General features: G+C 64.5%; 21 protein-coding genes and 1 pseudogene. 12 read left to right on the top strand and 10 right to left on the bottom strand.

What is annotated here, in order from left to right; genetic code table 11:
- Position 1 precedes the first annotated feature (1 nt).
- The 3 genes from ACNJX9_RS03140 to ACNJX9_RS03130 all read right to left on the bottom strand — a co-directional run bounded on the left by ACNJX9_RS03140 (position 2) and on the right by ACNJX9_RS03130 (position 2,407).
- The gene (locus ACNJX9_RS03140; RefSeq protein ID WP_057747477.1) at positions 2-790 is read right to left on the bottom strand and encodes an enoyl-CoA hydratase; all 789 of its coding nucleotides are present in this window, start codon (positions 788-790) and stop codon (positions 2-4) included.
- Positions 791-962: 172 nt separating this feature from the next.
- Complete coding sequence (locus ACNJX9_RS03135; protein WP_057747476.1) at positions 963-2,168, bottom strand: ABC transporter substrate-binding protein; 1,206 nt, start codon at positions 2,166-2,168, stop codon at positions 963-965.
- Positions 2,165-2,407 carry a hypothetical protein gene (locus tag ACNJX9_RS03130; RefSeq protein ID WP_057747475.1) on the bottom strand — a complete coding sequence of 81 codons (243 nt, stop codon included), beginning with the start codon at positions 2,405-2,407 and terminating at the stop codon, positions 2,165-2,167. Before ACNJX9_RS03130 ends, ACNJX9_RS03135 begins: the two co-directional genes overlap by 4 nt.
- Before the next feature lie 123 nt (positions 2,408-2,530).
- Between ACNJX9_RS03130 and ACNJX9_RS03125 the strand changes: the two genes are divergently transcribed.
- Together ACNJX9_RS03125 and ACNJX9_RS03120 are read left to right on the top strand one after the other, a co-directional pair.
- Complete coding sequence (locus ACNJX9_RS03125; RefSeq protein WP_439407766.1) at positions 2,531-3,301, top strand: thermonuclease family protein; 771 nt, start codon at positions 2,531-2,533, stop codon at positions 3,299-3,301.
- A gap of 85 nt (positions 3,302-3,386) precedes the next feature.
- Positions 3,387-4,823 (top strand): M48 family metalloprotease, encoded by a 1,437-nt coding sequence (locus ACNJX9_RS03120; RefSeq protein WP_057747473.1) that lies wholly within the window; start codon positions 3,387-3,389, stop codon positions 4,821-4,823.
- A 117-nt stretch (positions 4,824-4,940) separates the two neighbouring features.
- Here ACNJX9_RS03120 and ACNJX9_RS03115 read toward each other — a convergent pair whose 3' ends face one another.
- Positions 4,941-5,333 (bottom strand): c-type cytochrome, encoded by a 393-nt coding sequence (locus tag ACNJX9_RS03115; RefSeq protein WP_439407765.1) that lies wholly within the window; start codon positions 5,331-5,333, stop codon positions 4,941-4,943.
- A 57-nt stretch (positions 5,334-5,390) separates the two neighbouring features.
- Positions 5,391-6,728 carry an MFS transporter gene (locus ACNJX9_RS03110; RefSeq protein WP_057747471.1) on the bottom strand — a complete coding sequence of 446 codons (1,338 nt, stop codon included), beginning with the start codon at positions 6,726-6,728 and terminating at the stop codon, positions 5,391-5,393.
- Between the two features lie 182 nt (positions 6,729-6,910).
- On the opposite strand from ACNJX9_RS03110, the gene cyoA reads away from it, so the two are divergent.
- From cyoA to ACNJX9_RS03070, 8 genes are all read left to right on the top strand, one after another.
- Positions 6,911-8,071 carry a ubiquinol oxidase subunit II gene (cyoA, locus tag ACNJX9_RS03105; RefSeq protein WP_439407764.1) on the top strand — a complete coding sequence of 387 codons (1,161 nt, stop codon included), beginning with the start codon at positions 6,911-6,913 and terminating at the stop codon, positions 8,069-8,071.
- Between the two features lie 11 nt (positions 8,072-8,082).
- Positions 8,083-10,080: a cytochrome o ubiquinol oxidase subunit I gene (gene cyoB / locus ACNJX9_RS03100; protein ID WP_057747469.1), complete on the top strand. Its 1,998-nt coding sequence runs from the start codon at positions 8,083-8,085 to the stop codon at positions 10,078-10,080.
- On the top strand, positions 10,081-10,710 hold the full coding sequence (cyoC, locus tag ACNJX9_RS03095; RefSeq protein ID WP_057747468.1) for a cytochrome o ubiquinol oxidase subunit III: 630 nt from the start codon (positions 10,081-10,083) through the stop codon (positions 10,708-10,710).
- The gene (gene cyoD, locus ACNJX9_RS03090) at positions 10,707-11,087 is read left to right on the top strand and encodes a cytochrome o ubiquinol oxidase subunit IV (protein ID WP_057747467.1); all 381 of its coding nucleotides are present in this window, start codon (positions 10,707-10,709) and stop codon (positions 11,085-11,087) included. The genes cyoC and cyoD overlap by 4 nt, the downstream gene beginning before the upstream one ends.
- A 104-nt stretch (positions 11,088-11,191) precedes the next feature.
- A complete protein-coding gene (locus ACNJX9_RS03085) occupies positions 11,192-11,932 on the top strand; it encodes an SURF1 family protein (RefSeq protein WP_439407763.1) in 741 nt (246 codons plus the stop codon).
- Positions 11,904-13,289: an ATP-binding protein gene (locus tag ACNJX9_RS03080; protein ID WP_057747466.1), complete on the top strand. Its 1,386-nt coding sequence runs from the start codon at positions 11,904-11,906 to the stop codon at positions 13,287-13,289. The genes ACNJX9_RS03085 and ACNJX9_RS03080 overlap by 29 nt, the downstream gene beginning before the upstream one ends.
- Positions 13,279-13,812 (top strand): response regulator transcription factor, encoded by a 534-nt coding sequence (locus ACNJX9_RS03075; RefSeq protein ID WP_439407762.1) that lies wholly within the window; start codon positions 13,279-13,281, stop codon positions 13,810-13,812. Before ACNJX9_RS03080 ends, ACNJX9_RS03075 begins: the two co-directional genes overlap by 11 nt.
- Before the next feature lie 135 nt (positions 13,813-13,947).
- Positions 13,948-15,333: an adenylate/guanylate cyclase domain-containing protein gene (locus ACNJX9_RS03070; RefSeq protein ID WP_057747464.1), complete on the top strand. Its 1,386-nt coding sequence runs from the start codon at positions 13,948-13,950 to the stop codon at positions 15,331-15,333.
- Between the two features lie 100 nt (positions 15,334-15,433).
- Here the strand turns inward: ACNJX9_RS03070 and ACNJX9_RS03065 are convergent, their stop codons facing one another.
- From ACNJX9_RS03065 to ACNJX9_RS03045, 5 genes and pseudogenes are all read right to left on the bottom strand, one after another.
- Complete coding sequence (locus tag ACNJX9_RS03065; RefSeq protein ID WP_083514213.1) at positions 15,434-16,249, bottom strand: CarD family transcriptional regulator; 816 nt, start codon at positions 16,247-16,249, stop codon at positions 15,434-15,436.
- A 347-nt stretch (positions 16,250-16,596) separates the two neighbouring features.
- Positions 16,597-16,935, bottom strand: a complete 339-nt coding sequence (gene fdxA, locus ACNJX9_RS03060) for a ferredoxin FdxA (RefSeq protein ID WP_057747463.1) — start codon at positions 16,933-16,935, stop codon at positions 16,597-16,599.
- A gap of 132 nt (positions 16,936-17,067) precedes the next feature.
- Positions 17,068-17,337 (bottom strand): annotated as a pseudogene (locus ACNJX9_RS03055) (RNA-binding S4 domain-containing protein); the annotation flags it as partial.
- 13 nt (positions 17,338-17,350) lie between these two features.
- Positions 17,351-20,737 carry a helicase-related protein gene (locus ACNJX9_RS03050; RefSeq protein WP_439407761.1) on the bottom strand — a complete coding sequence of 1,129 codons (3,387 nt, stop codon included), beginning with the start codon at positions 20,735-20,737 and terminating at the stop codon, positions 17,351-17,353.
- Positions 20,738-21,412: 675 nt separating this feature from the next.
- Entirely contained in the window at positions 21,413-22,222 is an 810-nt protein-coding gene (locus ACNJX9_RS03045) for a DUF3108 domain-containing protein (protein ID WP_439410244.1), read from the bottom strand.
- 513 nt (positions 22,223-22,735) lie between these two features.
- Between ACNJX9_RS03045 and rpmB the strand changes: the two genes are divergently transcribed.
- On the top strand, positions 22,736-23,041 hold the full coding sequence (gene rpmB / locus ACNJX9_RS03040; protein ID WP_057747461.1) for a 50S ribosomal protein L28: 306 nt from the start codon (positions 22,736-22,738) through the stop codon (positions 23,039-23,041).
- Between the two features lie 183 nt (positions 23,042-23,224).
- Entirely contained in the window at positions 23,225-23,446 is a 222-nt protein-coding gene (locus ACNJX9_RS03035) for a hypothetical protein (protein ID WP_439407760.1), read from the top strand.
- Positions 23,447-23,452 lie beyond the last annotated feature (6 nt).

Genomic DNA, 23,452 nt, shown 5'->3' with positions numbered 1-23,452 from the left:
GTCATGCGCCCTTGAAAGCCGGCTTGCGCTTCTCGACGAAAGCCTTGGCAGCCTCCTTGTGATCCTCGGTGTCGCTGCAGCGGGTGTGGTGGATCGCCTCGCCGTCGAAGCAATCCTCCAGCGGAAGATGCTCTGCATTGTTGATGTTGCGCTTGATGAAGCCGAGCGCGATCGATGGCCCCTGCGCCAGCGACATCGCAAGCTCGTGCGCGGCGGCGTCGATCTCGGCGTCGGGCACGACCCTGGTCACCATGCCGATCGCATGCGCTTCCCTGGCGGTCAGCACGGGCGAAGTCAGGTAGAGCTCACGCGCCCGCGCGCTGCCGAGCAGCTGGGTCAGGAAATAGGTGCCGCCGTAATCGCCGGAGAAGCCGACCTTGGCGAAAGCGGTCGTGATCTTGCAGGATTCGGAGGCAACACGCAGATCGCACGACAGCGCCATCGACAGGCCGGCGCCGGCCGCGGCGCCGTCGAGCTGCGCCACCACGGGCTTGGGCATCTGATGCAGGATGCGCGACACCTCCATGCCACGGCGAAGATTCGCAAGCTTCTGCTCGAACGGCAGCGGTGCGCGGCCGGCCGCCATCGACTTGACGTCACCGCCGACGCAGAACGAGCCGCCGGCGCCCTTGAACAGCACCGCGCGCACCTCGGGATCGTCAGCCGCGCGCCGCGCCGCCTCGACCAGGCCCGCGACCATCTCGGGATTGAGCGCGTTCTTCCGCTCCGGGCGATTCATCGTGATGGTGAGCAGCCCGGCTTCGAGCTTTTGCAGGACCATGTCGTTCATGGGTGTACGCCTCTGTTCGATGCTTCGATTTTGCTCCGTCATTCCGGGCGCGCCTCTTGGCGCCAGCCCGGAATCCACTCCTCAACCGTCACTGCTGCGCGATGGATCCCGGGCTCTCGCTACGCGAGCCCCGGGATGACGACCTATTGTCAGGCACGACGACGTCACGACGTCACTTCTTCACCAGCGGGCAGCGCGACTGCTCCAGCGACTGGAACGCCTCGTTGCCCGGCACGGTGGCGAGCAGCTTGTAATCGTCCCAGCGGCCCTTCGATTCCGACGGCTTCTTGACCTCGAACAGGTACATGTCGTGCACCATGCGGCCGTCCTCGCGGATCTTGCCGTTGTGAGCGAAGAAGTCGTTGATCGGCGTGTCCTTCATCACCTTCATCACCGCCGCCGCATCGGTCGTGCCGGCCGCCTTCACGGCCTTCAGATAGTGCGTGACGGAGGAATAGACGCCGGCCTGGGCCGAGGTCGGCGGCCGCTTGACGCGTTCCTGAAAGCGCTTCGAGAAAGCGCGCGTCTCGTCGTTCATGTCCCAGTAGAAGGCTTCGGCCAGCAGCAGTCCCTGCGCGGTCTCAAGCCCGATCGAATCGATGTCCGTGACGAAGGCCAGCAGCGGCGAGACCTTCTGGCCGCCTTTCATGATGCCGAACTCGGCCGACTGCTTGATGGCATTAACGGTGTCGCCGCCGGCATTGGCGAGCCCGATCACCTTGGCTTTCGAGGCCTGCGCCTGAAGCAGGAACGAGGAGAAATCCGACGTATTGAGCGGATGGCGCACGCTGCCGAGCACCTTGCCGCCGGTCTTGGTGACGACGGCGCCGGTGTCCTTCTCCAGATCCTGGCCGAAGGCGTAATCGGCGGTGAGGAAGAACCAGGTGTCAAGGCCCGACTTCACGGCGGCAAGACCGGTCACGTTAGCCTGGCCGTAGGTGTCGAACACATAGTGGATCGTGGTGGGGCCGCAGGCCTCGTTGCTGAGACGGATCGAGCCCGGGCCGTTGAAGATGATGATCTTGCCCCGCGCCTTTGCGATCTCGCCGGCGGCAAGCGCGGTGGCGGAGGCCGCGACGTCGTAGATCATCTCGACGCCCTGATTGTCGAGCATGTCGCGCGCGATGTTGGCAGCGAGGTCGGCCTTGTTCTGATGGTCGGCCGCCAGCACCTCGATCTTGCGTCCCAGCACCTCGCCGCCGAAATCTTCCACCGCCATCTTGGCCGCGGTCTCGCTGCCCGGACCGGTGATGTCGGCATAAAGGCTCGACATGTCCAGGATACCCCCGATCTTGAGAGGAGGCTTGTCCTGGGCCTGCACGGCGCTCGCGCTGAGGGCCAACGCGGCGGCAAAAATGCCCGACAAAATAGGCTTCATTGAAAACAACCTCCCTTGATCGCCTTGCTCTGAATGGCGGCTTGATTATTGCTTTTGTCGCGATCATGCCGCATGCGCGAGAGCGCAGCAAGCAGAAGCGCGTCACGAGCGCACGATTGCCGCTCGTGTTTTCCGCAAAGCGGAATGGTGAGGCGTGGATCGATATCTCCGCGTCGTTGCGAGCGCAGCGACTTGTCCGCCGAAGCCTTGGCGAAGGCGGAAGCAATCCAGAATCTCACCGCGGAAAGACTCTGGATTGCCTCGTCGCTTCGCCCGTCGCAATGACGGAGTGTGAGGAAATGTCTTCACGACTCACTAAACTTGGGGTAAAGGCATAGCACAATACAACTTGTACGGGTCTCGTGACTGAACGGCTTGACCTCATCGTCGCATTCCTTCTCTCCGCAGGTCTCCCCGCGGTCGCAGCCCCGTGCCAATTCGAAGCACAAGGCGAAGGCCGCGTCGCCGCAATCACCGACGCGCGCAGCGTGCGTTTCGATGACGGCCGTGAGGTTCGCCTCACCGGCATCGAGGCGACAGCCACGACCAGACAGGCGCTGACCTCGCTGCTCGTCGGCCGCGACGTCATCCTGCGCGGCACCGACGACACACCCGATCGCTACGGCCGCCAAGGTGCGCTGCTGTTTATCGGCGAGAGCGACATCCCAGTTCAGTCGATGCTCCTCGCCCAGGGCGACGCCCTGGTCTCGGCCGAGATCACCGACAAGGACTGTTCAGCCGCCCTGATGTCGTCCGAGGCGGAGGCGCGCCGCCAAAAAAAGGGCAGTTGGGCTGACCTGTCGGCCATAAAAAACGCGGAAAGTCCGGACGATATTTTGGCCGGGATCGGGCGCTTTATGGTGGTCGAGGGCAAAGTCCTGTCGGTCCGGCAAGCTGGGGCAATGACCTACCTCAACTTCGGACGAAACTGGACACACGGCTTTGCTGTGACTATTTCAAAGCGCAACCTGCCGGCGTTCGAAAGCGCAGGAATATCCCTTAAGTCCTTGGAAAACAGGCGTATTCGTGTCCGGGGCTGGGTTGAAGGGACGACGGGGCCGCGTATCGACGTGCGTCTGTTGGGACAGGTTGAATTGCTGGGCGCAAACGAGCCTACTGGGGTAAGGCCTTAAGGCCGGGCACGGGTTAAGCGACGTGAATGGGGTGCTAGAACAGCGCAAAATTGGCGAGGGACGCCGCCTGCGGGCTGCGCCGGCCATGCTTTGCCTGCTGCTGGGCACAGGTCTGGCCGGTTGCGGCGATATGGGTCGGTTCCAGACTGTTGCGACCCCGGCAACCGTGGCGATGCCCAAGCCCAAGCCGGCCGTCGCCCAGACCCCCGCCACCGAAAAGGAACACGAGCGGATCCTGGCGAGCTATGGCGGCACATACGACGACCCCAAGCTCGAATCACTGGTCAGCAAGACTGTCGACCGCCTCGTTGCCGCATCCGACCGCCCCGATCAGGGCTACAAGGTCACCATCCTCAATTCCGGCGCAGTGAACGCCTTCGCCCTGCCGAACGGCCAGCTCTACGTCACCCGCGGGCTGATTGCGCTGGCCAGCGATACCTCGGAATTGTCCTCCGTGCTGAGCCACGAGATGGCGCATGTGCTGTCCAAGCACGCCGCGATGCGCGAGGACCAGGCCCGTCAGGCCGCGATCGTGACCCGTGTCGTCACCGATATGAGCAACGACCCCGATCTGACCGCGCTCGCGCTCGCCAAGACCAAGCTCACCATGGCGAGCTTTTCGCGCAACCAGGAATTCGAGGCTGACGGCATCGGCGTCGGCATCTCCGCCAAGGCGCATTTCGACCCTTACGGTGCCGCCCGCTTTCTCTCGGCGATGGAGCGCAATGCCGAGCTGAAGGCCGGCAAGAGCTCGCTCGATCCGCGCGCGCAGGATTTCACATCGTCGCATCCGGCAACGCCCGAGCGGGTGCAGAATGCGCAGACGATCGCGCGGCAATATGCGGCGCCCGAAGGCGCCGAGCGCGACCGCGAGAGCTATCTCGCCGCGATCGACAACCTCGTCTATGGCGAGGATCCGAGCGAAGGCTTCGTCCGCGGCCGCAGATTCCTGCATCCGAAGCTCGGCTTCACCTTCCAGGCGCCCGATAACTTTACACTCGACAACACCGCACAGGCGGTGATCGGCGTGCGCGAGGGCGGCTCGCAGGCGATGCGCTTCGATGTCGTGCGGGTGCCGGCCGAACAATCGCTCGGCGACTACCTCAATTCCGGCTGGATGGAGGGCGTCGAGAAGGCCTCGACCGAAGACCTGACCATCAACGGATTCCCGGGCGCGTCCGCGACCGCCAAGGGCGACCAGTGGCAATTCAAGGTCTATGCGCTGCGCTTCGGCAGCGACGTCTACCGCTTCATCTTCGCCACGCGGCAGAAGTCGACCGAGAGCGAGCGCAATGCGCGCGAGACCGTCAATTCCTTCCGCCGCCTGACGCTCGAAGAGATCCAGGCCGCGCGTCCGCTACGCATCAAGGTCATCACCGTGCAGCCCGGCGACACCGTGGAATCGCTCTCGCACCGCATGGCCGGCGTCGATCATCCCGCCGAACGCTTTCGCGTGCTGAACGGGCTCGACCGCACCGCGCAGGTGAAGGTGCGTGACCGCGTGAAGATCGTGACGGATTGAGGCTGGCGCGGCTGCCGTAGGGTAGGCAAAGGCGCGCAGCGCCTTGCCCACCATTCATCAATTGTAGCGACAGATCCTGGGCACGCTTCGCTTTGCCCACCGCACGAGACTGCCGCCTTACCGCGCCTTCTCCTTCAAATACGCGATGATATCGGCGCGATCCTGCGCATCCGGCACGTCGAAGAACATCTTGGTTTCGGGCACCATGGCCTGCGGCCCGGTCAGCCATTTGTCGAGATTGTCCTCGGTCCAGACGATCCCGGAGTTCTTCAGGTCGGGCGAGTAGTCGTAGCCCGCGACGCTGCCCGCCTTGCGCCCGACCACGCCCTTGTGCATCGGACCGACGCCGTTCTCGTTGATCGAGTGGCAGTCTGCACAGCCCTTGTAGAGCGTCTGACCCCGCGCGACATTGCCGGTCGCGCCGGCGGGCCCGCTAGCGCAAAGAAGCGTAATCGCGAAAGCCAGGCTTGCAGTGCTTCGCCGACCGGCGGAATTCGACCAGACGTTCATGGCGTCTCCTGTTAGCGGTCCCGCCGACAGGATCGTCCGCCTCGAACTTTATTCCCGTCAGTTCGACGATTGACCCGCGTCCATGTCACCGGCTTCGCGCTGGCCACTGAGCCAGAGCGCAAGCAGGGTCCAGAACGCGCCGGACAGCAGGTATGCACCCGAGGCGATGACGCCGAGATTGGTGGCGAGCAACAGCGCGACCAGCGGGGCGAAGCCGGCGCCGAACAGCCAGGCCATGTCGGAGGTCAGGGCGGAGGCCGTGTAGCGATACATCTGCTTGAAGTTCGAGGCAATCGCGCCCGAGGACTGGCCGAAGGAGAGGCCGAGCAGGATGAAGCCGATCACCATGTAGATGGTCTCGCCGAACGCGCCGGCATCGAGCAGCTGCGGGGCAAAGCCGCTGTAGATCGCGATTGCGATTGCCGATCCCATCAACAACGATTTGCGGCCGACGCGGTCGGCGATGATGCCGGAGGCCACGATCGCAGCGACGCCGAACACGGCCGCCACGATCTCGATGATCAAGAAGCGCACCGGGCTTTCGCGGGTGAACAGGAACACCCAGGACAGCGGGAACACCGTGACCATGTGGAACAGCGCGAAGCTCGCCAGCGGCGCGAACGCGCCCAGCATGATGGTCTGGCCTTCGCGTGCAACCGTCTCCGAGATCCGCGCCGGCTGGAGTTCGCGAGTCTCGAACAGTGTGGCGTATTCTTCCGTCGTCACCATGCGCAGGCGCGCGAACAGCGCCACGACGTTGATGGCGAAAGCGACGAAGAACGGATAGCGCCAGCCCCAGTCGAAGAAATCATCGGCCGAGAGGAGACCGGCGAAATAGGCGAACAGCGCACTCGCCACGATCAGCCCGAGCGGGGCGCCGAGTTGCGGCACCATTGCGTACCAGCCGCGCTGGGACGCCGGCGCATTCAGCGCCAGCAGCGAGGCCATGCCGTCCCAGGCGCCGCCCCAGGCCAGACCCTGCGCAAGACGCGCCAGCGCCAGCAGCCAGATCGCGGCAACGCCGATCTCGGAATAGCCGGGCAGGAACGCCAGCGCCACCGTGGCGGTGCCGAGCAGGAACAGCGCCGAGACCAGCTTGGCGGTCTTGCCGTACTCGCGGTCGACAGTCATGAAAATGACGGTGCCGATCGGCCGGGCCATGAAGGCCAGCGCGAAGATCATGAAGGAATAGAGGGTGCCGGTCAGCTCGCTCGTGAACGGGAACACCAGGCGCGGAAACACGATCACGGAGGCGATCGCGTAGACGAAGAAGTCGAAGAATTCCGAGGTGCGGCCGATGATGACGCCGATGGCGATCTCGCCGGGACTGGCCTGGTCGTGGCCGTGCTCGCCCGAGTGGATATCCGCCAGTGCGGGGGTCTGTGCCGTCGCCATGCGTGCGCCCTTAACGTCCTGAAAACCAAAGCCGACCGCCCGGCTTGACGCCAGGCAATCCAGACCTGTTTGACCCAACATCCCGCACTGCAACATTGGACAAATTGTCCAATGTCCGGATTGCTGCGCCGCAGCTACCCATTGGCCCCGCAAAGGAAACTCATTCTCATAAGGCTCGGCCCGTGTCCCGTCTCAAGATCCTGGCGCTGCTACCCCTGGCGGCCGCGCTCAGCGGCTGCAACTACATCGTGCTGGCGCCAGCCGGCGATATCGCTGCCCAACAGCGCGACCTCGTCATCATCTCCACCGTCCTGATGCTCCTGATCGTCGTCCCCGTGATGGCGCTGACGGTGCTGTTCGCCTGGCGCTACCGCCAGTCCAACACCTCGGCCCGCTACGAGCCGGATTGGGACCACTCGACCAAGCTCGAGCTGGTGATCTGGTCGGCGCCGCTGCTGATCATCGTTTGCCTGGGCGCTCTGACCTGGATGGGCACGCATCTCCTCGACCCCTATCGCACGCTCGGGCGCATCCATGCCGACCGTGCCATCGACCAGTCCAAGGCGCCGCTCGAGGTCGATGTCGTCGCGCTCGACTGGAAGTGGCTCTTTATCTATCCCGACTACGGCATCGCCACCGTCAACGACCTGGCAGCGCCCGTCGATCGTCCGATCAATTTCCGCATTACCGCCTCTTCGGTGATGAACTCGTTCTACATCCCCGCGCTCGCCGGCCAGATCTATGCGATGCCGGGCATGGAGACCAAGCTCCACGCCGTCGTGAATCACGCGGGCACCTATAAGGGCTTCTCGGCCAACTATAGCGGTGCCGGCTTCTCCGGCATGCACTTCAACTTCCAGGGCCTCGACGACAAGGGTTTTGACGCCTGGGTCGCACAGGCCAAGTCCGCCGGTGGCTCGCTTGGCCGCACTGAATATCTCCAGCTCGAAAAGCCCAGCGAGAACGAGCCGGTGCGCCGCTGGGGCTCGGTCGATTCCGATCTCTATCGCCTGATCCTCAACATGTGCGTCGAGGCCGGCAAGATGTGCCAGAGCGAGATGATGGCGATCGACGCCAAGGGCGGTAACGGCCATGAGGGCCTGAACAACACCCTTCCGCTCTCCTACGACAAATACGCCCGCCGCGGCACCGTGCTCGGGCCGGAGCCTGTCTTCGTCGCCGGCACCTGCACCCCCGACGCACCGCAAGGCCGGACCACGTCCGCGATCAAGGCGCCGCTCGACACCGCGCCGCTCGTCGGTGCCGGCCTGAAGCGGCCGACCTTGGCGCCGCTGAAGTCCTCGTCCTTCTTCCTCGGACAACGTTCCAAGTCCGATTCCTAAAGAGATCCAGCATGTCTCCTGATCTTCTCAAGTTCATCTTCGGCCGTCTCGGCTTCGATTCGCTGCCGCTGCACGAGCCGATCCTTGTCGGCACCTTCGCTATGGTCGCGCTCGGCGGCGTCACGCTGCTCGCCGGCCTCACCTATTTCCGCCTCTGGGGCTATCTGTGGCGCGAGTGGTTCACCACCGTCGACCACAAGCGCATCGGCATCATGTACATGATCCTCGGCATCGTCATGCTGCTGCGCGGTTTCGCCGACGCGCTGATGATGCGCGCGCAGCAGGCGATGGCGTTCAACGGCTCGGAAGGCTTCCTGCCCGCCCATCACTACGACCAGGTCTTCACCGCTCACGGCGTGATCATGATCTTCTTCGTGGCGATGCCGCTGGTGACAGGCCTGATGAACTACGTCGTGCCGCTGCAGATCGGCGCCCGCGACGTGTCGTTCCCGTTCCTGAACAATTTCAGCTTCTGGATGACGGTCGGCGGCGCGGTGCTGGTGATGGCCTCGCTGTTCATCGGCGAATTCGCCCGCACCGGCTGGCTGGCTTATCCGCCGCTGTCGAACATCGGCTACAGTCCTGACGTCGGCGTCGACTATTACATCTGGGCGCTCCAGGTCGCCGGCGTCGGAACGACGCTATCGGGCATCAATCTGATCTGCACCATCGTCAAGCTGCGCTGCCCCGGCATGACCATGATGAAGATGCCGGTGTTCACCTGGACCTCGCTCTGCACCAACATCCTGATCGTCGCTTCCTTCCCGGTCCTGACCGTCGTGCTCGCGCTGCTCTCGCTCGATCGCTATGTCGGCACCAACTTCTTCACGAACGATTTCGGCGGCAGCCCGATGATGTACGTGAACCTGATCTGGATCTGGGGCCACCCTGAAGTCTACATCCTGGTTCTTCCCGCCTTCGGCATCTTCTCGGAAGTCACCTCGACCTTCTCCGGCAAGCGCCTGTTCGGCTACACCTCGATGGTCTACGCCACTGTCGTCATCACCATCCTGTCGTACCTGGTCTGGCTGCACCACTTCTTCACGATGGGCTCGGGCGCCAGCGTCAACTCGTTCTTCGGCATCACCACGATGATCATCTCGATCCCGACGGGCGCGAAGATGTTCAACTGGTTGTTCACGATGTATCGCGGCCGCATCCGCTACGAGCTGCCGATGCTGTGGACCATCGCCTTCATGCTCACCTTCGTGATCGGCGGCATGACCGGCGTGCTGCTCGCGGTGCCGCCGGCCGACTTCGTCCTGCACAACAGCCTGTTCCTGATCGCGCACTTCCACAACGTGATCATCGGCGGCGTGGTGTTCGGCGCGTTCGCCGGCATCAACTACTGGTTCCCGAAGGCGTTCGGCTTCAAGCTCGATCCGTTCTGGGGCAAGTGCTCGTTCTGGTTCTGGGTCACCGGCTTCTACATGGCCTTCATGCCGCTCTATGTGCTCGGCCTGATGGGCGTGACCCGCCGCCTGCGCGTGTTCGACGATGCCTCGCTGCAGGTCTGGTTCGTCATCGCCGCGATTGGCGCCGGCCTCGTCTTCCTCGGCATTCTCTCGATGCTGATGCAGTTCGCGGTCTCCTTCCTCAAGCGCGAGCAGCTCAAGGACGTCACCGGCGATCCCTGGGATGCGCGCACGCTGGAATGGGCAACGTCCTCGCCGCCGCCGGACTACAACTTCGCCTTCACGCCCGTCGTCCACGACAACGATGCCTGGTGGGACATGAAGAAGCGCGGTTACCAGCGTCCGCTGATGGGATTCAAATCGATCCATATGCCCAGCAGCACCGGCACCGGCATCATCCTCGCCGGCTTCGCCACCGCGATGGGTTTTGGCCTGATCTGGTACATGTGGTGGTTGGCCGCCTTGAGCTTCATCGCGTTGCTCGCCGTCGGGATCGGTCACACCTTCAACTATCACCGCGACTTCGACATTCCGGCTGACGACGTCATCCGGACCGAGGACGCGCGCACCAAACTGCTCGCCGGAGCCAAGTAAATGACTGTCGCTGTCAATCCCACCCAAACCGGCGAGCCGGTCTTCTATCTCGCCGACGAGCATCCGCATCCGGAAGGCTACAGCACCTCGCTCGGCTTCTGGATCTATCTGATGAGCGACTGCCTCATCTTCGCGATGCTGTTTGCCGCCTTCGGCGTGCTCGGCGCCAACTACGCCGCCGGCCCCGCGCCGAAGGACCTGTTCGACCTCAACCTGGTCGCGGTGAACACCTCGATGCTGCTGCTGTCGTCGATCACCTATGGTTTTGCCATGCTGACGATGCAGCAGAACAAGATCGCGCAGACACAGATGTGGCTCCTGATCACCGGCCTGTTCGGCGCCGCCTTCATCGGTATCGAGCTCACCGAGTTCGCCCACATGATCCATGAGGGCGCAACGCCGCAGCGCAGCGCCTTCCTGTCGGCCTTCTTCACCCTGGTCGGCACCCACGGCCTGCACGTCTCCTGCGGCCTGATCTGGCTGGTGACGCTGATGGTGCAGGTCTGGCGCTTCGGCCTCATCGAGGCCAACCGCCGCCGCCTGATGTGCCTGTCGATGTTCTGGCACTTCCTGGACGTGGTCTGGATCGGCGTCTTCACCTTCGTCTATCTCCTGGGAGTTCTGCGATGAGCACCGATACCCGCGCCGCCCACGCGGACGGCCATCACCACGACGACGGCCACGCCCACAGCACGTTCTCGGGCTACATGCTCGGCTTCGTGCTGTCGGTGGCGCTGACCGCGATCCCGTTCTGGCTGGTGATGAGCGGCACGCTGCCGAGCAAGCAGATCACCGCACTGGTCATCATGGCCTTCGCGGTCGTGCAGATCGTCGTGCACATGATCTACTTCCTGCATATGAGCCCCAAGTCCGAGAACGGCTGGAGCATGATGGCACTGATCTTCACCATCGTCATGGTGGTGATCGCGCTGTCGGGTTCGCTGTGGGTGATGAACCACCTCAACAGCAACATGATGCCGATCCACGAGATGACGGGAATGAAGTGAGCGATCCCGTGAGACCAGAGCATGACGAAACGCGCAGCCCCGCACGGGCTGCGCGTCCGTCCCTGTGGCTCACGGTTCTCTCACTCATCGCGTTTGTCGTTCTGATGGCCCTCGGCGTCTGGCAGGTCGAGCGCCGCACCTGGAAGTTGGCGCTGATCGACCGGGTCGAGCAGCGCGTCCATGCCCGGGCGCAGCCGATCCCCTCGCGGGCGTCGTGGCCTGCGATCACCGCCGCAAGCGACGAATACCGGCATGTCAGCGTCGCCGGCCGCTTCCTGCACGACCGCGAGACGCTGGTTCAGGCCGTCACCGAGGAAGGCCCCGGCTATTGGGTGCTGACGCCGCTTGAGCGCGATGACGGCACGACTGTCCTGATCAACCGCGGCTTCGTGCCGTCGGAGCGGCGTGACCCATCGGCGCGCCAGGGTGGCAATCCGGACGGCCAGGTGGAGGTCAGGGGCCTTTTGCGCATCACCGAGCCGAAAGGCGGATTCCTCAGGGACAACGTGCCCCAGCACAACCGCTGGTATTCGCGGGATGTCGCCGCGATCGCGGCGGCCCGCGACCTCCACAACGTGGCGCCCTTTTTCATCGATGCCGATGCCGGATCACGATCCGGTCCCGGTCCAATCGGCGGATTGACCGTGGTCAGCTTTCCCAATAACCACCTGATCTACGCGCTGACGTGGTTTGCCCTGGCGTTCATGCTGGCCGGTAGACTTTTCGTCACATTTCGCGGCGGGCTGTTCCGCCGCCAACGCTTCGTCCACGAACCGGCCGGCGGCCTGGACGCCTCCGCCCGCAGGACGGGATCAGATGCTGGAACGATCGTCGAACCGACCTGACGATGGACGACATTTTGGCGAGCTGGCCGTCACGCTGCAATCGCAGGCGGACGCGCGCAGCGAGCTGATCGGCGCTGCCCCGACCGACGACGAGACCAATCGCAAGAACATGGCGCTGCTGATCCAGCTGCGCTGGACCGCGGTGGTCGGCCAGATCGTCACCATCGGCGGCGTGCACTTCTGGCTCGGCATTCCCCTGCCCCTCACCCGCATGGGCGCGGTGATCGGCGCGCTGGTGCTGCTCAACGTCTCCAGCCTGGTCTGGGTGCGCCATCGCGCCGCAATCACCAACAATGAGCTTCTGGTCGCGCTGATGCTCGACGTCGCCGCCCTGACCGCGCAGCTCTATCTCAGCGGAGGCGCCACCAATCCCTTCACCTCGTTGTTCCTGCTCCAGGTGACGCTGGGAGCGGTGCTGCTCGATTCCCGTTCGACCTGGTCGCTGGTGGCGCTGACCTGCGCGAGCTTCGTCTGGCTGACGATCGCCTATCGGCCGCTCGACCTGCCGCCAAATCCCCTCAGCGAGACCTACACGCTCACCGTCACAGGCATGCTGCTCGGCTTCGTTCTCAACGCCGTGCTGCTGGTCGTGTTCGTCACCCGCATCAACAGGAATTTGCGTCAGCGCGACGCGCATCTGGCGGCTTTGCGGCAGCACGCCGCCGAGCAGGACCACATCGTCCGCATGGGCCTGCTTGCCTCCGGCGCCGCGCATGAGCTCGGCACGCCGCTCGCCTCGCTCTCCGTCATCCTCAGCGACTGGCGCCGCATGCCCGATCTTGTCGCCGATCAGGAGCTTGCCGAGGACCTCACTGAGATGGAGACCTCGCTGCAACGCTGCAAAAGCATCGTAACAGGCATTCTGGTGTCGGCCGGCGAGGCGCGCGGCGAAGGATCCTCGCCGACGACGGTAACGGACTTCGTCACCGCGCTGGTCGAGGAATGGCGCGACGCCCGCTCGGCGCGGACGCTCTATTTCACCAACACCTTTGGCGAGGATGTCGCGATCGTCTCGGACATCGCGCTGAAGCAGGTGATCTTCAACGTGCTCGACAACGCCTATGAGGTCTCGCGCGAATGGGTGGAGTTGCTCGCCGAGCGCGAGGGCGACAATCTGGTGCTGTCGATCAGCGACCGCGGCCCGGGCTTTGCGCCGGAAATGCTGGCGCAGCTCGGAAAGCCCTATCAGTCGAGCAAGGGCCGCGCCGGTGGCGGGCTCGGCCTGTTCCTGGTCGTGAACGTGGTGCGCAAGTTGGGGGGCAGCGTGACCGCGGAGAACCACAGGAAGCGCGGCGCCACCGTCCGGCTCACCTTGCCGCTCGCCACGCTCGCGATCGGAGGCCGCTTTGACGCCTGACCGCTCGCTCATCGTCGTCGAGGACGACGAAGGCTTTGCGCGCACGCTGAAGCGCTCGTTCGAGCGCCGCGGCTATGAGGTCGTGCTCGCCGCGTCGATCGAGGATGTCCGAAAGGTTCTGGGGGATCGATCGTTCGGCTACGCCGTGGTCGACCTCAAGCTCGGGGGCGCCTCGGGCCTCGCCTGTGTCGAGCTGCTGCATGCCCATGACGAGGAGATGCTGATCGTGGTGCTGACGGGCTTTGCCAGCATCTCGACCGCCGTCGAGGCCATCAAGTTAGGGGCCTGCCACTACCTCGCAAAGCCTTCCAACACCGATGACATCGAAGCCGCCTTCACCAAGGCCGAAGGCAACGCCGAAGTCGCGCTGGACGTGCGGCCGACCTCGATCAAGACGCTGGAATGGGAGCGCATCCACCAGACGCTGATCGAGACCGATTTCAACATTTCGGAGGCGGCAAGGCGGCTGGGCATGCACCGCCGCACGCTGGCGCGGAAGCTCGAGAAGCGACCGGTGAAATGAGCGTTCGCCGCGTGGAGAGGAAAACACCCAGCCGAGCTGATGACCTCGCGGCCATGCATCACTAGACTACCGGATGCGTCGGCTGACGGCCGGCGCGGTGCTGCAACGGCCAAGCGAGGAGACCGCCCTGTGACAATGCTCGTCGAACGCCTCGGCGGGTCCGCCGCTCAGTCGCGCGCGCGCAGCCAGCGTGACACCGAAACCGTCCAGTTTGCCCAGGCGGCGCTCGAAGCAGGCAAGAGAGAGGGCCTGCAACTGGCCGTGCGGGCGCGCTATGTCGCGCTGGCCGTCATCGCCTGCCTGTTGCTGGCCATCAACCCGGCATGGGAGCAGCTCTATTACGTGGCGCTGCTCGGCCTGTTCGCACTGATCGGCTGGGCCCAAGTCAGGGTCGGACGGGTCGGCGTTTCGCGACCGGAATTGGCGCTTTTGTTCTGCGACCTGGCGCTGCTCACATTCGTCATCGTCGTCCCGAACCCGTTCGGAACGACGCACTGGCCGGCGGCGATGCAATACCATTTCGGCAACTTCATCTACTTCTTCGTACTGCTCGCCGCGGGCACGCTGGCCTATTCCTGGCGAACCGTGATTGCGGTCGGCACATGGACCGCGGCGCTGTGGGCGATCGGCCTTGCCTGGGTGTGGTGGCAGCCTGATCCTGATCCCGCGCTGACCGCCCGTATTGCTGAAGCGGTGGGCAGCGATCACAGGCTGCTCGCGTTGATTTCGCCCAGCGCGATCGGATTCGGCCTCCGCATCCAGGAAATCGTCGTCTTCCTGATCGTGGCCGTTACGCTGGCGCTCGCGGTTCGCCGCAGCAATGATCTGTTGGTTAGACATGCCGCGGTGGAGCGGGAACGCGGCAACCTTGCGCGCTACTTCTCACCCAACGTCGTCACGGAATTATCGAAGCACGACGAGCCGCTGAAGCAGGTGCGCACCCAGGACGTCGCGGTGCTGTTCGTGGACATCGTCGGCTTCACCGCCTTTGCCGATGTGCGCGCTCCGGACGAAGTGGTGCGGACGCTGCGCGAATTCCACGGATTGATGGAGCAGGAAGTCTTCCGCCACGAGGGCACGCTGGACAAATATCTGGGCGATGGATTGATGGCGACATTCGGCACGCCCTTCGCAGGCCCGCGCGACGCCAGCAACGCGTTGCGCTGTGCCCAGGCCATGATCGCGGCGGCAGACGGCTGGAACGCGCGACGAACGGCGGCCGGCGAGCCAGCCATGCGCGTCAGCTTTGGCCTGCATTACGGACCGGTGGTCCTCGGCGACATCGGGCACACCTGTCTGGAATTTGCCGTGATCGGCGCGACCGTCAATGCGGCAAGCCGACTCGAGGGGCTGACGCGCACGCTCGACTGCGCGCTGGTGGCAAGCAACGATCTCGTCAGCCGCGCCAAGCTGGAGCTCGGCAGCACAGCCGGAGCCTTTGCATCGTTGATCGCCTGCGATCCCCAACCGATCCGCGGGCTCGAGCGGCCGATCGCGATCTGGACCCAGCCGCGCGCGTGACCATGGCGAAGCTTCGGCCGCCGTTGGATCACGCGCCCCAACAAAAAGCCCGGCCGAGCGGCCGGGCTTTTGAGCTGTTGCGATCGAGGCGACGAGATGCTTACGCGGCCTCGTCGGCGACGGTGGTGTCGTCGCCATCGGTATCGTCTGTATCGCCCTCGGCATCCGTCTCACCTTCGCCGTCGGCGGCTTCTGCCTTGGCGTTGGCGCGGCGCGGGCTCTTGGCAAGCTGGGCCTCGATCTCCTTGACCGCTTCGGTCTCGGTCGAGTGCTGCACCACCGCGATCTCGCGGGACAGACGATCGAGTGCCGCTTCGTAGAGCTGACGTTCGGAGTACGACTGCTCGGGCTGCGACTCCGAGCGATAGAGGTCGCGCACGACTTCCGCGATCGCAACGATGTCGCCCGAATTGATCTTTGCTTCGTATTCCTGGGCGCGGCGCGACCACATGGTGCGCTTGACGCGGGCGCGACCCTTGAGGGTCTCCAGCGCCTTCTTCACCAGCGCCGGCTCGGACAGCTTGCGCATGCCGACATTGGCGACCTTGGCGGTCGGAACGCGCAGCGTCATCTTGTCCTTGATGAAGTTGATGACGAACAGTTCGAGCTTCGCACCGGCGATCTCCTGCTCCTCGATGGCCAGAATCTGACCGACGCCGTGAGCGGGATAGACGACGAATTCATTGGCCTTGAAGCCCTGACGCTGGGTCACGACCTTCTTTTCCTCGACCTTCGGCGCGGGTGCAGCGGCCTTCACGGCCGGCTTGGCAGCAGCAACGGGGGCCTTGGCGGGGGCGGCAGCAACGGGAGCCTTCGGAGCAACGGGCTTGGCAGCGGGAGCCTTGGCCGCGGGAGCCTTGGCAGCAGGCTTGGCAACGGTCGCTTTCGCGGCCGGTTTGGCAGTCTTGTTAGGCATTGCGCTTCTTTTGTTCTTCGAGGACTTTGCAGCCGGCGCCTTCGTCGCGGTCCGACCCTTGGATGCGCTACGGCTGGCCGCGGCGACTTTTTTGGCCTCCTTATGGGAAGCCCTCGCTGAAGTACTCTTTTTACGCGTTTTCTGTGACACAGCCTGCGCGCGGAAACTGCCACGCCCCTGTTTCGACATTTGGTTTCACGGGAACCCAGAGGGGCCAAGCGGGGCTGACGGGGTTCGGCTTAATGTGCCCAATATAGCACATTTCCCGCAAAAATCAATGATTTAGGGGTCTTGAGGGCTGGTTTTCGGCGCTGACGACGCTATTAGGGTTAAGTTTGCGCCGGAATTTAGTCTCCGGAGCCGGGATTCTTAGAAAAATATTTCTCGAACTTGCCCTCCTGCCCGTCGAACTCCTCGGCGTCGGCAGGTGATTCTTTCTTCTGGGTGATGTTCGGCCAGCTCTTGGCGTATGCGGAGTTCACCTCAAGCCACTTTTCCAGGCCCGGCTCGGTGTCCGGCTTGATGGCGTCCGCCGGACATTCCGGCTCGCACACGCCGCAATCGATGCATTCGTCAGGATGGATGACCAGCATGTTCTCGCCCTCGTAGAAACAGTCGACGGGGCAGACCTCGACGCAGTCGGTGTACTTGCACTTGATGCAGTTTTCAGTGACGACGTAAGTCATCCAACGCTCCGAAAAGCTCTTTTAAAAGTCGCGGCTTGCGTAGCGCGGATGGCCCCGCGCTGCAAGGTCGGGAAGCCCCGATCATGACGGCTTTGTGTGGTTGATCGACCAAGAAATGAATACCATGCGCAACTAATTGCGCTTTATGTCGCCGAGCTCCTCGTAGAGCAGGCGCGCCGAGGCGGCATCGCCGCGCCGCTCGATGAAAGCAGTCACTTTGAGCACGCGTACGGTGCGATCGAGCGCGACGGTGATGACGTCGCCGAGCTTGATCGCATGGCCCGGCGATTTCTCGCGCGTGCCGTTGATGCGGACGTGGCCTGTTACGACAAGTTCAGCCGCCGAGGTCCGCGCCTTCACCACCCGCGCGTGCCACAGCCATTTGTCGAGGCGCTGCCGCTCGGTGGTCGTGGGATTACTCCTTGCGCCCCGAGAGCTGCTCTTTCAGCGCTGCGAGCTTGGCGAAGGGCGAGTTCGGATCGGCGGGACGATCGCGCTCACGCGGGCTCGCGCTCGAGGCGTAGGGACGCAGCGACGGACCTGACTCGCGGTCGCGGCGATCCCTGCCCTTGTCGCGGTCGCGGCCGCCCCTGTTGTCGCGGCCCTTGTCACGATCGCCGCCGAACTTCTTGTTGTCGCGGTTGCGATCGCGATCCTTGTCGCGGTCCTTGCCCTGAAAGCTGCGATTGCGGTCGTCGCGGCGCTCACCACCCTCGCCGCCTTCACGGCCTTTGCGGAAATCTCGGCCAGCATCGCGGTCGCGACGATGGCCGCCGTGACGATGTCCCGCCTTCGCGCCTTCGGCGGCTTCGCCCGGCGCAGTCGTGGCGCCGTCAGCACCGGCCTCGGCGCTCGCCTGCTGCGGGCGCTGATTGTGGTGGCGCTGATGGCGATGACGCTCGTGACGCGGCTTGCGATCCTCGTGACGGCCACCGGGACGCCAGACTTCGACGAGCTCGGGTTCAGCGGGCGCAGCCGCAGCTTCAGCCGGCGCCGCCTCGACCGGCGCAGCGGCATCGGGGGAGGCGGCGGCTTCCACTGCGGCGGTTTCGGCGGGAGCGTCTTCAGCTCCAGCCTCTGCCGCTGCAGCAGCCTCTTCCACCGGCGGGGCAATGCCGGGGGCATCTTCGGGCGTGACGGGCGAATCAGAAGAGACTTCGAGCGCCGGCTCTTCGTGAGCGGGCTCTTCATGCTGCTCCATGCCGGGCGCGTCTTCGACGGTGACGGCTTCGATCGCGACATCCGCGGGTGCGACCGCCTGTTCGGTCGCAGGCGCTTCTGCAGATGCCTCAGCAGCCGGCGTTTCCGCAGCCACGGTCGCGACCGGCTTCGGCGGCAGCGGTGCACGCTTCTCCATGCGATAGCCGAGCGCGCGCAGCACCGAGGCAAAGTCCTCACCGGCGGAGCCGGTGAGCGAGGTCATCGCCTGTGTGACAACGAAGCTGCGGCCGTCGAACGCGCCGGCGGGCTTTTCGCCGGGCGAGTTCTCGCGCCAGGCCAGCGCGGGCCGGATCAGATCCGCAAGGCGCTCCAGGATATCGACCCGCACGGCACGCTCGCCGGCCTGCTTGTAGCCGAGCACGCGATAGGCATCGCGCGGCAAGCTCTTGTCGACCGGGAACGAAGTGCGCCCCGAGGAAGCCAGATGCTGCGCCCCCGACAGTGCCGACAGATCGACATTGTCCTGCTTCAGCGCCCACAACAGCGCAGCCAGCGCACGCGCGGCGGGCTTGAGGATGCCGGGGAAATAGATGTGATAGGCGCCGAAGCGGACGCCATATTTACGCAGCGTCGCGCGCGAGGGCTGGTCGAGATCCTTCAGCTCGTTGGCGATCTTCGGACGCTCGAGCACACCGAGCGCCTCGACCAGCTGATAGGCGATGCCGCGGGCGATACCCGTGACGTCCTCGGCCCTCGACAGCTCGAACATCGGCCCGAGCAGCTTTTCGATATGCGTCTTGAGCCAGAGGTCGAGCCGCGCCTGCACTTTTTCGCGGGGAGCGCCCGTGAGCCGCTCATCCGAGATGATGCGGATGCGCGGATGCAGCGCCTCCTCTGCGGCCGTCAGCCGCGCCACGGCGTCGCCGGTCCAGCGGATGGTGCCGTCGGAGGTCAGCACGAACTGATCGTCCGGCGCGTTGCCGAGTTTTTCGGCGCGCGTATTGATCTCGCCGGCGAGCACCGCTTGCGCGGCAGCCTGCAAGGCTTTCGCATCGGAGCCGGCTTCCGCCGCATCCGGTGCAAAGGTGAAGCCATCGAGGCGGCCGATGACATGGCCTTCGACGATAACTTCGCCGGTCTTGCCGATTTCCGTATTCAAGCTCGTGTTCTCCCGCAGGCGGCGCATCAATACACTGGTCCGGCGATCAACGAAACGCTCAGTCAAGCGTTCATGGAGCGCATCCGATAATTTATTTTCGACCTCGCGGGCGATCCCCTGCCAGCGATCGGGGTCTTTCAGCCAGTCCGGGCGGTTGGCGACGAAGGTCCAGGTGCGGATCTGCGCGATTCGCGCCGATAGTGTGTCGATGTCGCCGTCGACGCGGTCGGCCTGCTCGACCTGGGCCGCGAACCAGGAATCGGGGATGCAGCCCTTCCGCATCAGGAAGCCGTAGAGCGTCGTCACCAGCTCGGCATGGGCCGCAGGCGACAGTTTCCGGTAGTCCGGGACCTGGCAGGCCTCCCAGAGCCGCTCCACGGCCGCCTTGCCATGCGCGATATCGCGCACCTCGACGTCGCGGGCGGCGTGGTCGAGCACGCGCATGTCTTCGGCGATCGGCGCCCGCGTCAGCGTCTCGTGGCCGGGGGCGAGATTGAGCGAGACCTGGAGCGCGCCGAGGGAGGAGAAATCCAGCTTCGAGTTGCGCCATTGCAGCATCTTCACGGGATCGAAGATGTGGTTCTGGAGCGCATTCACGAGCTCGGGCTCGAACGGGCCGCAGCGGCCCGTGGTACCGAAAGTGCCGTTGCGCGTGGCGCGCCCCGCGCGGCCGGCGATTTGCGCGAACTCGGCCGGCGTCAGCCTTCGGAACTGAAAGCCGTCGAACTTGCGGTCGGAGGCGAAGGCGACGTGGTCGACGTCGAGATTGAGGCCCATGCCGACAGCATCGGTGGCGACGAGATAATCGACATCGCCGTTCTGGAACATCGCCACCTGCGCGTTGCGGGTGCGCGGTGAGAGCGAGCCCAGCACCACGGCGGCGCCGCCGTGCTGGCGGCGGATCAGCTCGGCGATGGCGTAGACCTCGTCGGCGGAGAAGGCGACGATGGCGGTGCGGCGCGGCTGGCGCGTGATCTTGCGGTCGCCGGCAAATTCCAGCTGCGACAGGCGCGGCCGGGTGATCATGGACACGCCGGGCAGGAGCCGCTCGATGATCGGGCGCATCGTGGCGGCGCCCAGCAGCAGCGTCTCATCGCGGCCGCGGCGGTTGAGGATGCGGTCGGTGAAGACGTGGCCGCGCTCGAGATCGGAGGCGATCTGGATCTCGTCGACGGCGAGGAAGGAGACGTCCAGATCGCGCGGCATCGCCTCGACGGTCGAGACCCAGTAGCGCGGGCTCCTGGGCTTGATCTTCTCCTCGCCCGTCACCAGCGCGACGGCCTCAGGGCCGACGCGGGCGACGATCTTGTTATAGACCTCGCGCGCCAGCAGGCGCAGCGGCAAGCCGATCAGGCCCGACGAATGCGCCAGCATCCGTTCGATGGCGAGATGGGTCTTGCCGGTGTTGGTGGGCCCGAGCACCGCAGTGACGCCAGCGCCGGGCACGCGCTCGGAAGCGAAGGGGGAAGGAGGAAAGGCCATGTCTGCCGGAATAGGTAATGGCTGATGGGGCGAAAGTCAGGGCTTGATGAGGCGAAGGGGTGCCGTGCGCGCGATCCGTCATCCTGAGGTGCTCGAAGGATGCAGGGCCGGGGTGCCAGCCGGGCGGCACCAGCCGGGCCCGTCGCCTTTCGAGGGCCGCTGAAGAAGCGGCCACCTCAGGGTGACGGGATCTAGAAACCTCGCGCAACTGTCTCACTTTGCGACGCTTTTTCCTCATCCCTTAAGCTTCGGAACGACTCTAGAACGAATCGCGGCCGAATCGCTGACTCCCCTGTGAGTCCCGTTCCGTTCACGCAAGCTGTCGTGGGACTCGTTTTGCGTGTGCACTAGATGGAGTTTTGGGGGGCCGCACAAGCGACGATGTGGGGGCTGAAACCCTTAAGTTGGGGATGGCGCCGAGTCGAATCAGAATCGGGCCGGAGTCAAATGGATTCCCGGAAAATGCGGCCCTGTCGCCGAAACAACCCCATGCACAGTAGGTAAGTCATTGATATGGCTTGCTGCCACGTCTCCATCAGTCATTCCGGGGCGTCGCGCGGCGACGAACCCGGAATCCATCGTGAGACAGTCGCCGCGGCCCGATGGATTCCGGGTTCGCGCCAAGGGGCGCGCCCCGGAATGACGGCCGGTGGGCGGGGGTGGGCAGTGCAGCCCCTACTGCGTCTTCGCCACTCTTGGCGGCTGGGCCGTGGTGATGAAGCTGGTGGCTTCCAGCATGGCGGGGCCGAGCGGGGTCGGGACCTTCAGCCAGAATGGAACCAGGATCCGCGTGCCCGCGACGGGCGCGAGCGCGATCTCGATGTTGCGCTGGGCGGCGAGGTATCTGATCACGGGGCGGTCGGGGATGTAGCCGGCGACGGGCACGAAATAGACCGCGCAGACCACGACCGGGCCGTGATAGCCCTTCTCCGCCTTCACCGTCTCCATGCGCTTGAAATCGAGCTTGAGCTCGTAGCGCATGCGGCCGTCGAACACCGGCGCCGAGCCATGGCAGGCCTCGGGCGACAGGGGATCGCCGGTGCCTGGCACGCGCACCAGCGAGGCCGTCATCGGATCGAACACGCCGCGCCGATGCGCCTCGGTGACGACGATACGATCAGGATCAACAGGCGGCTCCGGGATGATGCCAAAATCCTTCACATTGCCCTTGTCGAGGGTGATGTGGATCTCTTCGGTCTTTTTCGAGGTGGTGGTGGAGGCCTGGTAAGCGCTGGCGACCAGCGCGCCGTTGACGACGCGCCCCTGCGAGGCGCCGGTGCCGGACCCGCCCGCGAAGGATTTCAGAATGCCTGTGGTGCCGCCGGAGGCCGCCGCGGAAAACACGTCGTCCTGGATATCGATGTTCCAGGCGCCGCGGCCGACCGGAATGCCTGACAGCGTCGCCTCATATTGCGCCTCGAGCTTGCCCTGCGCCGCCGCCGGCTGCGTTCCCCACACCCAAACCAGCCCGCCAACAGCCGCCAGCGCCAGCCTGATGACAACGGCCAGCCTGCCGGCCGCGCGCAGCCGGGGCGGGATGAGGGGGGACGTGTGCACGAGACGATCCAATCGGAAAACGAGTGGTTGTTACTTAAGCCTGCTCCGGCGGCAAGCAATGTGTCCCAAGGGCCAAGCTTTAAAGGAACTCACTGGACTTTTCAGCGGCGATTGCGCCCTTTATGTGATGGTAAGGGGTTTTAAACATTGCCGTTTTGGTGATTTCCCGGAGTTCTGCAGCGGGCTCGCTTGCCTCTCCCCTTTCCCTCCGCTGTCAGTACGCCGCCGCCTTCCGGCTCCAGCCGCGCCGCCTCGGCGTACCGGATCGCCTGCCTTCGCGGGCGATGACACCTGGGGCACGATCCCGCCCCAAATCCTTGACTACCCGCCCTACTGCCCCTATACGTCCGCCCGCTCCCTGCAAGGACGAAAGAATTTGCCCCCGTGGCGCCCCTGAAGGCGGCCGCAAGCATTGGGGGTTTAGACCGAAGGAATTATGCCATGTCTCGCCGCTGCGAACTGACGGCCAAGGGCCCCCTCGTCGGCCACAAGGTCAGCCACTCCAACATCAAGACCAAGCGCCGCTTCCTGCCGAACCTGGTCAACGTCACCTTCATCTCGGAAGCGCTGGGCCGCAACGTGCGCCTGCGCGTCTCCACCAACGCGGTGAAGAGCGTCGACCACAATGGCGGCCTCGACCCCTTCCTGCTCAAGGCCAACGCCGCCACCCTGTCGCCGCGCGCCCTCGAGCTGAAGCGCGCCATCGAGAAGAAGGTCGGCGACGCGCCGGCCAAGAAGGCCAGCTGAGATTTTTTCGGAATAGGGCTGGGGCTAGGTTGCGTGGCGTAGGCTTAGCCGGGTAGAGTTTTGCGCTGCGGCCGGATCGAAAGATCCGGCCGTTTTTGTTCCTTTATGGGCGGGTTGACTAGCATGCACCATGTGCTCCGACGCGATATGGTCTGAAAACGCCATTCGCGTTATGGTCCGACCATGCTTCAGACCCACTACCAGAAAGACACCCCCACCCTCGGGATCGGCTATTACACCGTGCCCGAGGCTGCAAGGTTGCTCAAGATCCGACCACTAAATATCCGCCGATGGCTCGGAGGCTACAGCTATACGCATGGCGACAAGACGATCGACATGCCCCCCTCTGGACGCCTCAGCTACCCGCATATGATCATCACATCGAACTGGGGTTTCGAGATCTGATTGAGC

Source organism: Bradyrhizobium sp. BLXBL-03 (assembly GCF_051853015.1).
GTDB classification, from domain to species: Bacteria; Pseudomonadota; Alphaproteobacteria; order Rhizobiales; family Xanthobacteraceae; genus Bradyrhizobium; species Bradyrhizobium manausense.
Note: the sequence above shows the minus strand (reverse complement) of the source record. Positions and strands in the feature narration are given on the sequence as shown.